General features: G+C 61.7%; 10 protein-coding genes, 2 tRNA genes and 3 rRNA genes. 9 read left to right on the top strand and 6 right to left on the bottom strand.

Annotated elements, in window-relative coordinates; all coding sequences use genetic code 11:
• The first annotated feature begins 108 nt into the window (after positions 1-108).
• The 7 genes from pbN1_RS05950 (at position 109) to pbN1_RS05920 (ending at position 7,361) form a co-directional block, all read left to right on the top strand.
• A 16S ribosomal RNA gene (locus pbN1_RS05950) occupies positions 109-1,644 on the top strand.
• A gap of 72 nt (positions 1,645-1,716) precedes the next feature.
• Positions 1,717-1,793 (top strand) — tRNA-Ile (locus pbN1_RS05945).
• Between the two features lie 11 nt (positions 1,794-1,804).
• A tRNA-Ala gene (locus tag pbN1_RS05940) sits at positions 1,805-1,880 on the top strand.
• Positions 1,881-2,151: 271 nt separating this feature from the next.
• Positions 2,152-5,037, top strand: a 23S ribosomal RNA gene (locus pbN1_RS05935).
• A gap of 88 nt (positions 5,038-5,125) precedes the next feature.
• Positions 5,126-5,239, top strand: a 5S ribosomal RNA gene (gene rrf / locus pbN1_RS05930).
• Together the 16S, 23S and 5S rRNA genes with 2 tRNA genes alongside form the textbook arrangement of a ribosomal RNA operon.
• 220 nt (positions 5,240-5,459) lie before the next feature.
• Positions 5,460-6,623, top strand: a complete 1,164-nt coding sequence (locus pbN1_RS05925; RefSeq protein ID WP_169203168.1) for a UbiH/UbiF family hydroxylase — start codon at positions 5,460-5,462, stop codon at positions 6,621-6,623.
• A gap of 15 nt (positions 6,624-6,638) precedes the next feature.
• Entirely contained in the window at positions 6,639-7,361 is a 723-nt protein-coding gene (locus pbN1_RS05920) for a DsbC family protein (RefSeq protein WP_169203163.1), read from the top strand.
• Positions 7,362-7,413: 52 nt separating this feature from the next.
• Here pbN1_RS05920 and mltA read toward each other — a convergent pair whose 3' ends face one another.
• Positions 7,414-8,484 (bottom strand): murein transglycosylase A, encoded by a 1,071-nt coding sequence (mltA, locus tag pbN1_RS05915; protein WP_244857176.1) that lies wholly within the window; start codon positions 8,482-8,484, stop codon positions 7,414-7,416.
• A 370-nt stretch (positions 8,485-8,854) separates the two neighbouring features.
• Here mltA and pbN1_RS05910 point away from each other — a divergent pair, with 370 nt between their 5' ends.
• Positions 8,855-9,715, top strand: coding sequence for an ATP-binding protein (locus pbN1_RS05910; RefSeq protein WP_169203161.1), 861 nt, complete (start codon positions 8,855-8,857; stop codon positions 9,713-9,715).
• A 12-nt stretch (positions 9,716-9,727) separates the two neighbouring features.
• Complete coding sequence (locus pbN1_RS05905; protein ID WP_169203160.1) at positions 9,728-10,669, top strand: Nudix family hydrolase; 942 nt, start codon at positions 9,728-9,730, stop codon at positions 10,667-10,669.
• On the opposite strand, the gene yacG is transcribed toward pbN1_RS05905, so the two are convergent.
• The 5 genes from yacG to pbN1_RS05880 form a co-directional block, all read right to left on the bottom strand.
• Positions 10,660-10,857 (bottom strand): DNA gyrase inhibitor YacG, encoded by a 198-nt coding sequence (yacG, locus tag pbN1_RS05900; RefSeq protein ID WP_169203159.1) that lies wholly within the window; start codon positions 10,855-10,857, stop codon positions 10,660-10,662. The genes pbN1_RS05905 and yacG overlap by 10 nt on opposite strands.
• A gap of 14 nt (positions 10,858-10,871) precedes the next feature.
• Positions 10,872-11,627 (bottom strand): cell division protein ZapD, encoded by a 756-nt coding sequence (zapD, locus tag pbN1_RS05895; RefSeq protein ID WP_169203158.1) that lies wholly within the window; start codon positions 11,625-11,627, stop codon positions 10,872-10,874.
• 117 nt (positions 11,628-11,744) lie between these two features.
• Positions 11,745-12,362, bottom strand: a complete 618-nt coding sequence (gene coaE / locus pbN1_RS05890) for a dephospho-CoA kinase (protein WP_169203157.1) — start codon at positions 12,360-12,362, stop codon at positions 11,745-11,747.
• Positions 12,359-13,138 (bottom strand): SPOR domain-containing protein, encoded by a 780-nt coding sequence (locus pbN1_RS05885; RefSeq protein WP_169203156.1) that lies wholly within the window; start codon positions 13,136-13,138, stop codon positions 12,359-12,361. Before pbN1_RS05885 ends, coaE begins: the two co-directional genes overlap by 4 nt.
• A 57-nt stretch (positions 13,139-13,195) precedes the next feature.
• On the bottom strand, positions 13,196-14,563 hold the full coding sequence (locus pbN1_RS05880; RefSeq protein WP_169203155.1) for a TrpB-like pyridoxal phosphate-dependent enzyme: 1,368 nt from the start codon (positions 14,561-14,563) through the stop codon (positions 13,196-13,198).
• Position 14,564 lies beyond the last annotated feature (1 nt).

The raw sequence follows: 14,564 nt of genomic DNA, 5'->3' as shown, positions 1-14,564 counted from the left end.
AGTGTGGGTACTGGGTTGCTGCGGTGAAGAATTGCCTTCGGGCAGTTTTGGCATTGCAAAGATTGAGTGCTCACGAGTCAGTAATGATTTTGAGTACTTTGTTGGATTGAACTTAAGAGTTTGATCCTGGCTCAGATTGAACGCTGGCGGCATGCTTTACACATGCAAGTCGAACGGCAGCGGGGGCTTCGGCCTGCCGGCGAGTGGCGAACGGGTGAGTAATGCATCGGAACGTACCCAGTCGTGGGGGATAACTACGCGAAAGCGTAGCTAATACCGCATACGCCCTGAGGGGGAAAGCGGGGGACCTTCGGGCCTCGCGCGATTGGAGCGGCTGATGTCGGATTAGCTAGTTGGTGGGGTAAAGGCCTACCAAGGCGACGATCCGTAGCTGGTCTGAGAGGATGATCAGCCACACTGGGACTGAGACACGGCCCAGACTCCTACGGGAGGCAGCAGTGGGGAATTTTGGACAATGGGCGCAAGCCTGATCCAGCCATGCCGCGTGAGTGAAGAAGGCCTTCGGGTTGTAAAGCTCTTTCAGACGGAAAGAAATCGGGCGCGTGAATAGCGTGCCTGGATGACGGTACTGTCAGAAGAAGCACCGGCTAACTACGTGCCAGCAGCCGCGGTAATACGTAGGGTGCGAGCGTTAATCGGAATTACTGGGCGTAAAGCGTGCGCAGGCGGTTGTGTAAGACAGGTGTGAAATCCCCGGGCTTAACCTGGGAACTGCGCTTGTGACTGCACGGCTAGAGTACGGCAGAGGGGGGTGGAATTCCACGTGTAGCAGTGAAATGCGTAGATATGTGGAGGAACACCGATGGCGAAGGCAGCCCCCTGGGCCGATACTGACGCTCATGCACGAAAGCGTGGGGAGCAAACAGGATTAGATACCCTGGTAGTCCACGCCCTAAACGATGTCGACTAGTTGTTCGGGAAGGTAACTTTCTGAGTAACGCAGCTAACGCGTGAAGTCGACCGCCTGGGGAGTACGGCCGCAAGGTTAAAACTCAAAGGAATTGACGGGGACCCGCACAAGCGGTGGATGATGTGGATTAATTCGATGCAACGCGAAAAACCTTACCTACCCTTGACATGCCTGGAATCCTTGAGAGATCGAGGAGTGCCTTCGGGAGCCAGGACACAGGTGCTGCATGGCTGTCGTCAGCTCGTGTCGTGAGATGTTGGGTTAAGTCCCGCAACGAGCGCAACCCTTGTCGTTAATTGCCAGCATTGAGTTGGGCACTTTAACGAGACTGCCGGTGACAAACCGGAGGAAGGTGGGGATGACGTCAAGTCCTCATGGCCCTTATGGGTAGGGCTTCACACGTCATACAATGGTCGGTACAGAGGGTTGCCAAGCCGTGAGGCGGAGCCAATCCCACAAAGCCGATCGTAGTCCGGATCGTAGTCTGCAACTCGACTACGTGAAGTCGGAATCGCTAGTAATCGCAGATCAGCATGCTGCGGTGAATACGTTCCCGGGTCTTGTACACACCGCCCGTCACACCATGGGAGTGGGTTTCACCAGAAGTAGGTAGCTTAACCTTCGGGAGGGCGCTTACCACGGTGAGATTCATGACTGGGGTGAAGTCGTAACAAGGTAGCCGTATCGGAAGGTGCGGCTGGATCACCTCCTTTCAAGAGATGAGGCCGCGGCGGCCCAGTATCCACAACTTATCGGTTGTTCAGGCAAAGAGCCTCGAGGCATGAGGGTCTGTAGCTCAGCTGGTTAGAGCACCGTCTTGATAAGGCGGGGGTCGTTGGTTCGAACCCAACCAGACCCACCAAGCGATCAAGCGGGGGATTAGCTCAGCTGGGAGAGCACCTGCTTTGCAAGCAGGGGGTCGACGGTTCGATCCCGTCATCCTCCACCAGCGTTTGGGGTGGGCAGGCGTCGAAGGGCTAAGCCGTGCGGATGGTGTCCGCAGGGCTTAGGCCTTGGCAGGTTTTTGAGGCTGCGTTCTTTAACAAAGTGGAAGAAGTAAAGTGTGCGACAGTTGGCCGCAAGGCGGGCTGTTGCATGGGTTGGTGTGATTGCATTTTTTTGCGGTCCTCCGCGCTTTGAACCAGCGGCGGGGGGCGGCGAGCACAAGCGTGAGTTCGTCTATGGCGGTGGTGCCCTGGTGACAGGGTCCATGGTTATAGGATCAAGCGACTAAGTGCATGTGGTGGATGCCTTGGCGATCACAGGCGATGAAGGACGTGCAAGCCTGCGAAAAGCGGGGGGGAGCTGGCAATGGAGCTTTGATCCCCCGATGTCCGAATGGGGAAACCCACTCCTTTTGGAGTATCCCAGACTGAATCCATAGGTCTGAGGAGGCGAACGCGGCGAACTGAAACATCTAAGTAGCCGCAGGAACAGAAATCAACCGAGATTCCCCAAGTAGTGGCGAGCGAACGGGGATGAGCCTGCACGACTAAACCAATTACTTAGCAAAACGGTCTGGAAAGTCCGACGATACAGGGTGATAGTCCCGTATGCGAAAAGTAGCTGGCGGGTCTGAGCGTGCGACAAGTAGGGCGGGACACGAGAAATCCTGTCTGAAGATGGGGGGACCATCCTCCAAGGCTAAATACTCGTGATCGACCGATAGTGAACCAGTACCGTGAGGGAAAGGCGAAAAGAACCCCGGGAGGGGAGTGAAATAGATCCTGAAACCGCATGCATACAAACAGTGGGAGCCTCCGTCAGGGGGTGACTGCGTACCTTTTGTATAATGGGTCAGCGACTTACGTTCAGTAGCGAGCTTAACCGAATAGGGGAGGCGTAGGGAAACCGAGTCTGACAAGGGCGATTGAGTTGCTGGGCGTAGACCCGAAACCGGATGATCTATCCATGGCCAGGATGAAGGTGCGGTAACACGCACTGGAGGTCCGAACCCACTAATGTTGAAAAATTAGGGGATGAGCTGTGGATAGGGGTGAAAGGCTAAACAAATCCGGAAATAGCTGGTTCTCCCCGAAAACTATTTAGGTAGTGCGTCGTACGGACACTTGCGGGGGTAGAGCACTGTAATCGTTGGGGGGGTCACTGCGATCTACCCCGCGATAGCAAACTCCGAATACCGCAAAGTGATATACGGCAGACAGTCCTGGGGTGCTAACGTCCTGGGACAAGAGGGAAACAACCCAGACCGCCAGCTAAGGTCCCAAATACATGGCTAAGTGGGAAACGAAGTGGGAAGGCCCAGACAGCTAGGAGGTTGGCTTAGAAGCAGCCATCCTTTAAAGAAAGCGTAATAGCTCACTAGTCGAGTCGTCCTGCGCGGAAGATGTAACGGGGCTCAAGCCATGAACCGAAGCTGCGGATCTCGCAAGAGATGGTAGGGGAGCGTTCCGTAAGCCTGCGAAGGTGTCTCGAGAGGGATGCTGGAGGTATCGGAAGTGCGAATGCTGACATGAGTAGCGATAAAGGGTGTGAAAAGCACCCTCGCCGAAAGCCCAAGGTTTCCTGCGCAACGTTCATCGGCGCAGGGTGAGTCGGCCCCTAAGGCGAGGCAGAAATGCGTAGTCGATGGGAAACGGGTCAATATTCCCGTACCGGTTCTGGATGCGATGGGGGGACGGAGAAGGTTAGGCCAGCCGGGTGTTGGACGTCCCGGTTTAAGCGTGTAGGCGTGCCCCGTAGGCAAATCCGCGGGGATTAAGCTGAGGCGTGATGACGAGGGCTCTTTGAGCCCGAAGTGGTTGATACCATGCTTCCAGGAAAAGCCTCTAAGCTTCAGTCCAGAATCGACCGTACCGCAAACCGACACAGGTGGGCAGGTAGAAAATACCAAGGCGCTTGAGAGAACTCAGGAGAAGGAACTCGGCAAATTGATACCGTAACTTCGGGAGAAGGTATGCCCCATTAGCTTGTAGGAGTACATCCGAAGGGCGAAGGGGCCGCAGAGAATCGGTGGCTGCGACTGTTTATTAAAAACACAGCACTGTGCAAACACGAAAGTGGACGTATACGGTGTGACGCCTGCCCGGTGCCGGAAGGTTAAGTGATGGGGTGCAAGCTCTTGATCGAAGCCCCGGTAAACGGCGGCCGTAACTATAACGGTCCTAAGGTAGCGAAATTCCTTGTCGGGTAAGTTCCGACCTGCACGAATGGCGTAACGATGGCCACACTGTCTCCTCCTGAGACTCAGCGAAGTTGAAATGTTTGTGAAGATGCAATCTCCCCGCGGCAAGACGGAAAGACCCCATGAACCTTTACTGTAGCTTTGCATTGGACTTTGACGGGACTTGTGTAGGATAGGTGGGAGGCTGTGAAGCGGGGACGCTAGTTCTCGTGGAGCCAACCTTGAAATACCACCCTGGTGTCGTTGAGGTTCTAACCTTGGCCCGTGAATCCGGGTCGGGGACCGTGCATGGCAGGCAGTTTGACTGGGGCGGTCTCCTCCCAAAAGGTAACGGAGGAGTACGAAGGTCGCCTAGACACGGTCGGACATCGTGTTGATAGTGCAATGGCAAAAGGCGGCTTGACTGCGAGACCGACAAGTCGAGCAGGTGCGAAAGCAGGTCATAGTGATCCGGTGGTTCTGTATGGAAGGGCCATCGCTCAACGGATAAAAGGTACTCTGGGGATAACAGGCTGATTCCGCCCAAGAGTTCACATCGACGGCGGAGTTTGGCACCTCGATGTCGGCTCATCACATCCTGGGGCTGTAGCCGGTCCCAAGGGTATGGCTGTTCGCCATTTAAAGTGGTACGTGAGCTGGGTTTAAAACGTCGTGAGACAGTTTGGTCCCTATCTGCCGTGGGCGCTGGAAGTTTGAGAGGACCTGCTCCTAGTACGAGAGGACCGGAGTGGACGCACCCCTGGTGTACCGGTTGTGACGCCAGTCGCATCGCCGGGTAGCTAAGTGCGGAAGAGATAACCGCTGAAAGCATCTAAGCGGGAAACTCGCCTCAAGATGAGACTTCCCCGGGGCCTCGAGCCCCCTGAAGGGTCGTTGAAGACCACAACGTTGATAGGTCGGGTGTGGAAGCGCAGCAATGCGTTGAGCTAACCGATACTAATTGCCCGTGAGGCTTGATCCTATAACCCTGGATCAACACCGCGACAACTCACCCAATACGCATCACACCCCCCACACACTTTGCTTCCCCGCTTTGTTACCCCTTACAGTCTGACGACCATAGCATCCTGGCACCACCCCTTCCCATCCCGAACAGGACCGTGAAACAGGACCGCGCCGATGATAGTGCCCAATCCGGGTGCGAAAGTAGGTCATCGTCAGACTACCCCATTGCCCGAAAAGCCGCCTTCCCAGCCAGGAAGGCGGCTTTTTTGATGGCAACCGCCAAAACCCCCCCTCCCGCCTCTCGGGCGTAAGCGCATCGTCATTCTGTGTTTCCCGTGGATGACGTGAGCGCTCTGCTTTCGCTCCGCGAGCCGGTGCTGACGTGACTTGTCGATCGCCTTGCGGCAGAATCACGTTCTTTCCGAAAAGCCGGGATTCATGGATTTCGATCTGACCATTGTCGGAGGAGGGCTCGCCGGTGCGAGCTTGGCCGTTGCGCTGCGCGCGAGCCGTCTGCGGATCGCTGTAGTCGAGACGCATCTTCCGGTAGATGTTCCGGGCTGGGATTCGCGGATCTATGCGGTCAGTCCGGAGAACGAGAATTTCCTTCGGGAAATCGGGGCATGGCAGCATCTCGATGCTTCACGCATCAATCCGGTGCACGCGATGTCGATACGAGGGGACGCCGGTGGCAGCCTCGAATTTTCGGCATATGAAAGCGGGCTGCGGGAACTCGCATGGATCGTCGAGTCGGGACGCCTCCACCGCGAGTTGTGGGAGACGATGCGCCGGCAGCACAATGTGACGCTGCTCTGCGGCATTTCCCCGGTCAGCCTCTCGCAGGATGCCGCTTCTGTCAGTGTGGGACTCTCCGACGGCAGACAGGCGCATGCACGCCTCCTTGTCGGCGCGGACGGGGTCAATTCGTGGGTTCGTCAGCAAGCAGGCATTGCGACGGCTTTCACCCCTTACGATGAGGTCGGTGTTGTCGCGAATTTTCGTTGTGCGCGCGGACACCGCAATGTGGCGTACCAGTGGTTCCGGCCGGACGGAATTCTCGCGTTGCTCCCGTTGCCCGGGCAAATGGTGTCGATGGTCTGGTCCGCCCGCACCAGGTACGCCGAGGAACTGCTCGAACTCGACGCCAACTCCTTGTGCCGACGCGTTGCCGATGCGGCGAGCCGTGAGTTGGGGTGCTTGGAACTCGAAACTCCCGCTGCCGGATTTCCGCTTCGCCTGATGCGGGTCGATACGACCGTGAAACCGAGGATCGCTGTCCTCGGCGATGCGGCACATGCCATCCATCCTCTTTCGGGGCACGGCATCAATCTCGGATTCAAGGACGCCCGGGCGCTCGCGACCCTGCTGAACGGGTTGCCGCAGTGGCGGGATCCCGGTGAAATCTCCCTCCTTCGCTCGTATGCGCGTCAGCGGGCCGAAGAACCGTTTCTGCTTCAATACACGACTCACGCGTTGAACCGCCTGTTCGGAACAGCGAACCCGGTATTAGCGGTGCTACGCAACGTGGGAATGAACCTCACCGACCGGCTGCCGGTCGTACGACACGCGCTGGTGCGGTATGCCGCCGGCGGACGATTCTGATTTCTGGAGATACCGATGTTCGAACGTGCACTTCGTCCGGTCCTGGTGGCCGCTTTTGTTGGCATGGCGTCGCTGGGCCTCGCCCACGCCGACGAAGGGAGCGTGCGCAAGGCCGTGGAAGGATTTGTCGGCTCCCCGGTCGTCGAGTCGGTGGCCAGGATTCCGTACGGCGGGCTCTACGAGGTCGTTCTGAAGAGCGGAGAAATCGTCTATACGGACGAAAAGGTGAGCTTCCTGATTGACGGCAGGGTGATCGACACCAAGACGCGACGCGATATCACTCAGGCACGGATGACGCAGCTTTCGGCGATCGACTTCGGCACGCTGCCGCTCGATCAGGCGATCAAGCACGTGAGGGGAAGCGGCAAGCGCGTCATCGTCTCGTTCGAAGATCCGAATTGCGCGTACTGCAAGCGCCTTGGCAAGGAACTGGCGCAACTGAAGGACGTCACCGTCTATACCTTCCTGTATCCGATCCTGAGCCCGGATTCAACCGAGAAATCACGCAATATCTGGTGCGCCGAGGATCGGGCGAAGGCATGGAGCGACTGGATCCTGAATGCGAAAGTGCCGGCGTCGGCGAGCTGCGACAGTTCCGTCGTCGAGCGCAACGTCACGCTCGGGCAGAAACTCAGGATCAATGGAACGCCGACGATGTTCCTTGCCGACGGACGACGGCTGGGCGGCTATCTCCCGGCGGCAGAGCTGGAGCAGGCGCTGCTGGAAGTCGGGAAATAGGCGGAAATCGCCCGCAGCGCGGAATGTTTCTGCGCTGCATGCAGTGCGCGGTTCAAGGCCGGGAGCTTCGCGGGAGCAGTACCCACAATTGTCCTTGTTGGCGCATCCGGCCGGCCTGCACTCCCGCCTCCGGTCCGAATCCCCAGAAAAAATCCGCGCGCACGGCCCCCTTGATCGCCCCACCGGTGTCCTGGGCGAACATCAGTCGCTGCAGCGGGCGGTCCGATAGCGGCCAGGTCGTCGAAAGGTACACCGGCGCGCCGAGCGGAATGGTGCGCGGATCGACCGCGACGCTGCGTTCGTCGGTCAGCGGAACCCCCAGCGCGCCGATCGGCCCTCCTCCGCGGGCCGGCAATTCGCGAAAGAAGACGTAGCTCGGATTGGTGTTCAGCAGTTCCGACAGGCGTTGCGGGTTTGCGCGCGCCCAATTCTTGATGCCCTCCATCGAGGTTTTCTCGATCGGCAGCTCACCCTGGGCGACGAGCCAGCGTCCGATCGACTGGTACGGATGACCGTTTTGGTCGGCGTAGCCGATGCGCACTTTCGCCCCGTCGGGCAGTTCCACCCGCCCGGATCCTTGTACCTGCAGGAAAAACAGATCGATCGGATCGGCTGCCCAGAGCAGTGTCGGGGCGGGCGCGCGGTCCTGCATGCGCTCGATATCGGCACGGGTCCAGTAAGGGATGACTTTGTTGCCGACGATCCTCCCGCGCAGGCGAAAATTCTTCAGGTCCGGATACAGGTCACCGAAGTCGACCGTCAGCATGTCGTGCGGAACGCTATGGATCGGCCACGGATAACGTTCGGAACGCGTGCGGCTGCCCCGGATCAGGGGTTCGTAATAGCCGGTGATGAGACCGTTTCGCGTTGCGTCGGGATTTAGGACCGCCCAAGGTTCGAGGTGGGCTTCGAGGAAGCGACGAACCGAGGCGGCAGGGGGAGCGTCGCCGAGCGCCCGGGCTGCCTCGCACATCGCCTGCCATCGCGGCTGCTGCGCGATGGCGTTGCACGACTCGCGCAACGCCGGCCAGGCACGAGCATGGTCGTCTTCGCCCCAGCCGGGAAGTTCGCTCCAGTCGACCCGCTGCAGAGGCTCGGCCGGAGCGGCGGGCGGCAGGGTCATCGCGGGCGCATCACCGGGACAGGCCTGGCAGGCGGGACATGCCGGGGCGGGCGGGCACGTGCGCACGACGCGCGCCGGCCCGGAAGGTGTTGTCATCGAGGGTGGGCGCGTTCCGCATGCGGAAAGCAGACCCAGCATCGCAACGGCCAGCAGAGCACGGACCGGGGAAAGTGAGGCGCGTCGTTTCATGGGGGCGGGATCAGGTAGACTTGCGGCCGAGCCGGCAAGTATACCGGGCCGACAACCCGGTTCGGGCAGGAGAGCAGGATGTGGGTGATTTTTCTGGAAGCGGGCGTTGCGCTGGCGCTGTTGCTCATCATCGTCTGGGCGACCTGGCCGAAACGCAGTAACCGTCCGAGTGAGGATCGTGATGAATGATGTTGCCAAGCTGCTGGCGCGGGCCGAACAGCTTATCGACCGGCTCGATCAGTTGCTGCCGGGCCCAGCACCCGCACCCGACTGGTCGGCTGCGACGGCGTTCTTGTGGCGCAGGCGAAACGCTCGTCCCGGCCTGCAGCCGGTCATCCGCCCTCACGGGATCCGTCTCGCCGACTTGTGCGATGTCGACGACCAGAAGGCCCGCATCGAGCAGAACACGCGCCAGTTCCTCGAAGGGCGGCACGCCAACAACGTGCTGCTGACCGGCGCGCGCGGCACCGGCAAGTCGTCGCTGGTGAAAGCGCTGCTGAATGCGTATGCGGACCGCGGGCTGCGGCTGATCGAGGTCGACAAGGAGGACCTGATGGATCTTCCGGACATCGTTGAACTGGTCGCGGGCCGTCCGGAGCGATTCATCCTGTTCTGCGACGACCTGTCGTTCGAAGAGGCCGAGCCGGCCTACAAGGCGCTGAAGAGCGTGCTCGACGGTTCCGTCGCGGCGGTCCCGGACAATGTGCTGATCTATGCAACGTCCAATCGACGGCATCTGATGCCCGAATACCACGACGAAAACCTCCAGGCGCGGCATGTCGATGGGGAAGTGCATCCCGGCGAGGCGGTCGAGGAGAAGATTTCACTGTCCGAGCGCTTCGGGCTGTGGATTTCGTTCTACCCGTTCAGCCAGGACGAGTATCTGGCGATCGTCGCGCACTGGCTCGAGGAATTCGGCCTGAATCGCGAGGCGATCGGAAATGCGCGCCAGGAAGCCTTGCAGTGGGCGTTGCTGCGCGGCTCGCGTTCGGGCCGCGTCGCTTGGCAATTTGCCCGCGACCACGCCGGGCGCTTCGAATAGCGGAAATCATCGATGAAAAAGCGGGTGGATGTCGCGGCCGGAGTGATCACGCGGGCCGACGGGAGTTTTCTGCTGGGGCAGCGCGCGCCCAACACGTTCTATCCGGGTTACTGGGAATTTCCGGGAGGAAAGGTCGAGGCGGGCGAAACCGCAGAGCAGGCGCTAATCCGCGAGCTCGACGAGGAACTCGGGATCTGCGTGACGTCGATCCGGCCGTGGGTCACGCGCGAGCATCGGTACGAGCACGCGCACGTGCGCCTGCATTTCTTCGAGGTTACGAGCTGGGACGGCGAGATCAACGACCATGTGCACAGTGCATTGTCGTGGGAGCATGCCGACCGGCCCGGGGTGGGCCCGATGCTGCCGGCGAACGGTCCGATCCTGAAGGCGCTGCGCCTGCCGCGACGGATGGGGATCACGCACGCGGTTGACATCGGCACCGAGGCGCAGCTCACCCGTCTCGAGGCTGCGCTCGAGCGCGGCCTGCGGCTGATCCAGGTTCGCGAGCCCGGCATGCCGCGCGATGAACTGGCGTCGTTCGCCGGCGCAGTGATCCGTCGCGCGCGGGAATACGGCGCGCTCGTCGTGATCAATCAGGACTCCGGACTCGCGCGCAAACTCGGCGCCGACGGTGTGCATCTTCCGGCGACCGAACTTGGGCGGACGGCGGCGCGGCCCGCCTTCGAGTGGGTCGGCGCGTCGTGCCATTGCCGTGCCGAACTCGAACGAGCCGCCGAGCTGGGGTTGGACTACGCGCTGCTCGGCGCGGTGCGGCCAACGCTCACGCACCCGGACCGCGAGGCGCTGGGGTGGCGCGCTTTTGCGGACTTGGTCCGCGATCTGCCGATTCCGGTGCTCGCCCTCGGCGGGCTCGTGGAGGCCGACATGGATTCTGCTCGCAGCGCCGGCGCGCACGGGATCGCAGCGATTCGGGGCGCCTGGCTTCAGTCCTGATGGGACTGATCCGGCGGATCCTCGCTATCGGGCCGCGTCGACACCGGCACGCGATAGTTCTCCGACGCCCAGGCGCCGAGATCGATCTGCTTGCAGCGCTCGGAGCAGAATGGACGAAAAGGATTGTCGGCCGACCACTTTACCTTTGCCCCGCATTGTGGGCAGCTGACGATTCGCACCTTGGCCATGTTTCGCAGGGCAGTCAGAGACTGCAGAAGGTGATTTCAAACGGAATGTCGCGTTCAGCCAGCCGTGGGCGGACCACCGTCTCGGACAGCATGAAGCGGACATTGAGTGCGTATTTGTTGGCACTGATCTCGGGCACGACCGCTTCCACGGGCGCGAGCCGCAACTGCAGCATCTGCGCGCCGCGCCCCCCCATCGTCAGCTGATACGTGCCGCCGCGCGCAAGCTGCGTTTCAGGCTGGGCGCTCGCGCGCAGCAGACGAAGCACGATCGTGAGGCCTTCGCGAATCGGGATCATCGGGCGGAGCCAGCCTTCCAGATCGCCGCGGCGTTGCTCGGGGTCGCGGTTGAGCCAGTAATGGTACGACGGGAGGTCGAACTGACAAACACCGCCGGGGATCGACGCGCGGCTGCGGATCGCCATCAGCCACTCGTTTTCCCGCAGGTACTGCCCGATTTTTCCCGCCATTGCGAGCAGCGACGACGACGCTTGCTCGATTTCGTACAGCGCCCCGGACAGTGCCTGTTCGGAGATCTCCGGATTGTGGCGAAAGGAGATCAGGATCTGCCGCTGGCGCTCCAGTTCCTGCACCAGGTCCACCTTCAGGTCGGCGCGTCCGGCGACCTCGAGCACCTCGAACAGCGTGAGCAGCGCGACGTGATGGTCCTGCGGTGCGTCGCCGCCCAGGAAGTGGGCGATCTTGGCGTACAAGTCCTCGAGGCGCAGTAGCGTCCGGATACGCTCGTTCAGAGGATATTCGTAGCTAATCACCGGTTGCGCCCACAAAGCCAGGGGCTCCCGGCTGGAGCGCCGGATGATAGCACAGCCCCCGAACCCCGGCCGTCCGGCCAGACTCTTCGTCGGGCGCAAGATGCAGCGGTCCGGAGGTCAGTTTGTCGCCCGCGCGGCGGCGAGATACCGGGCGTGCAGGCGGTCGACCTGCGCATAAAGCGACGCACGATCGCCGCTGTTGTCGATCACGTCGTCCGCCGCGGCGAGCTTTTCTTCACGACTCGACTGGACGGCGATGATCGCGCGAACCTGGTTTTCGGGCAAATGGCTGCGGGTCATGACGCGGGCGATCTGCACATCGACCGGGCAATCCACGACGCAGATGCGGTCGTATCGTTCGCGGTACGAGTTCGATTCGATCAGCAGCGGCACGACGAGGACGGCGTACGGGCCGCGGGCCTCGCGAATCTGGCGATCGCTCTCGGCGCGGATTGCCGGATGGATGATCGCTTCGAGTTGCCGGCGCGCCTGCGGGTCGCTGAAGGCGAGATCCCGCATCGCCTTGCGGTCGAGCGCGCCATCGGCGGTGATGACGTCGTTGCCGAATGCCTTGCGGATCGGTTCGATGGCTGCGCCGCCGGGCACGGTGAGCGCATGGGCGATCAGGTCGGTGTCGATCACCGCAGCGCCGAGTTCGGCGAGACGATCCGCGGCTGCGCTCTTGCCGCTGCCGATGCCCCCGGTCAGGCCGACCAGAAAGTGATGGGAATTCATGGATTGCATCCGGTCTTGGCGGCGCCAGCCTGAGCGGCGCCGCGGGATTTGTCGAAAGTTGCAAGTGCGCCCGAGGGGCCGCGTATCTCGATGCGATAAACGGCGGCGTGACGGGGTGTGACGCCCGCGCCCCGGACCCGCTTGGTGCGAAGAAAGGCGAGATGCTGCTGCGCTTTGGCTTCGGTCTTGAAGAGGCCCAGCGAAACCGCGAACTGGTTCGGGCCCGGCTCGTGGAGGATGAAGTAATCGCGGATGCCGAGCGCCCGCAGCTCGGCCACCTTGCGTTCGGCGCCATCGCGGCCGCCCTCGGGAGGGATGCGCACCCACCATGCGCTCGGAGCACTGGTTGTGGTGCGGTCGATTTGCAGCCCGGTCACCGCTTGCGCCTCCGTGGCGAGCGCATCGGCCTGGCTTGCCGCGAGACCGCGATATGCGACGCACGCCAGCGGTTCGACGGGCGTTTCTACCGATACCGACGCAACATCGGGCTGTGCGGCTTGATCGGGGGTGAGCAGGGATTCGGCCGGTGAGGATTCGGCGGCCGGTGCGGTGAATGGCGGAATGGCTGGCGCGGGGACCGCCGGCTCGGCTTCGGCTGCATTCGCCTGCGCGCCATCGCTTGCCGGCTGCAGCGGGTGCAGGATGATGCGGCCGGGGTTGAGCTGGTTGCTGAGCCGCTCGGGTTCGCCGTCGGGCGCGGCGGCGCCGAGCCAGCCTCGCGTCGATGCGAAGGCGAGCAGGTTCAACAGGATCAGGACGACGAAAATCAGGCGCATTGCGGGCATGGCTGCAAGCTTACCGGAGTGCCCGCGAAGTCATCGCTCGCCGCCTGTTCAGCCGAATTTCGGCAGGTGCGCAAGCGACGCCGCGACCGCTTCGGCCGGGTAATCGTAGTTTTCGAGCTGGCCGGAGAAATAGCGGTCGTAGGAACTCATGTCGAAGTGACCGTGGCCCGTCAGGTTGAACAGGATCGTCTTGGGTTCGCCGGTTTCCTTGCACTGGATGGCTTCGTCGATCGCGGCGCGAATGGCGTGGCACGACTCCGGCGCGGGAATGATGCCTTCGGTGCGTGCGAACAGCACGCCGGCCTCGAAGGTCGCGAGCTGGGGCACGGCGACGGCTTCGAGCAGCCCTTCGTGGTAGAGCTGCGAGACCAGCGGCGAGTCGCCGTGGTAGCGCAAGCCTCCGGCGTGAATGCCTGGGGGCATGAAATCGTGGCCCAGCGTGTACATCTTCATCATCGGCGTGAAGCCGGACGCGTCGCCGAAGTCGTAGGCATACTGGCCTTTCGTCAGCGTCGGGCAGGAGTTCGGCTCGACCGCGACGCAGCGCAGATTCTGCGCGCGCTTGTCGCCGGCCGCCTTGTCGGCGAGGAACGGGAACGCGATGCCGCCGAAGCTCGAACCGCCGCCGCAGGGGCCGAGGACGATGTCAGGATAGAGGCCGATCTTGTCGAACTGCTTTTTTGCTTCGAGGCCGATGATGCTCTGGTGCAGCAGCACGTGGTTGAGCACCGAGCCGAGCGTGTAGTTCGTGTCGCTGCGGCCAGCGGCTTCCTCGACCGCTTCCGAGATCGCGAGGCCGAGCGAGCCCTGGTTGTCCGGGTCCTTCGCAAGGGCGTCGCGCCCGGTCTGCGTCAGCTCGGACGGGCTGGCGAACACCTCGGCACCCCACGTCTGCATCATCAGCCGGCGGTACGGTTTCTGGTGATAGCTGACCTTCACCATGTAGACGCGCACTTCGAGGCCGAACATCTGCCCGGCGAAGGCGATCGACGAACCCCACTGGCCCGCACCGGTTTCGGTCGCCAGGCGCTTGATCCCGGCCTGCTTGTTGTAAAAGGCCTGCGGCACCGCCGAGTTCGGCTTGTGCGAACCTGCCGGCGAGACGCCTTCGTTTTTGAAGAAGATCTTCGCCGGGGTGCCGAGTGCCCGTTCGAGCCGCACCGCCCGCATCAGCGGGCTGGGGCGCCAGATCTTGTAGATCTCGCGCACTTCGTCGGGGATCGGAATCCAGCGCGCGGCGCTCATCTCCTGCTCGAGGATCTGCGCCGGGAAGATCGCCATCATCTGCTCCGGGCTGACCGGCTTGCCGTCCGGGGCGAGCGATGGCGCCGGCGCGTTCGGCATGTCCGCGACGATGTTGTACCAGTGCGTCGGGATCTCGTTTTCTTCCAGCAGGATGCGGGTCGGTTCGGTCACG

Source organism: Aromatoleum bremense (genome assembly GCF_017894365.1).
Taxonomy (GTDB): Bacteria; Pseudomonadota; Gammaproteobacteria; order Burkholderiales; family Rhodocyclaceae; genus Aromatoleum; species Aromatoleum bremense.
The sequence above is the reverse complement of the archived record's forward strand: the minus strand, read 5'-3'. Positions and strand labels throughout refer to the sequence as shown.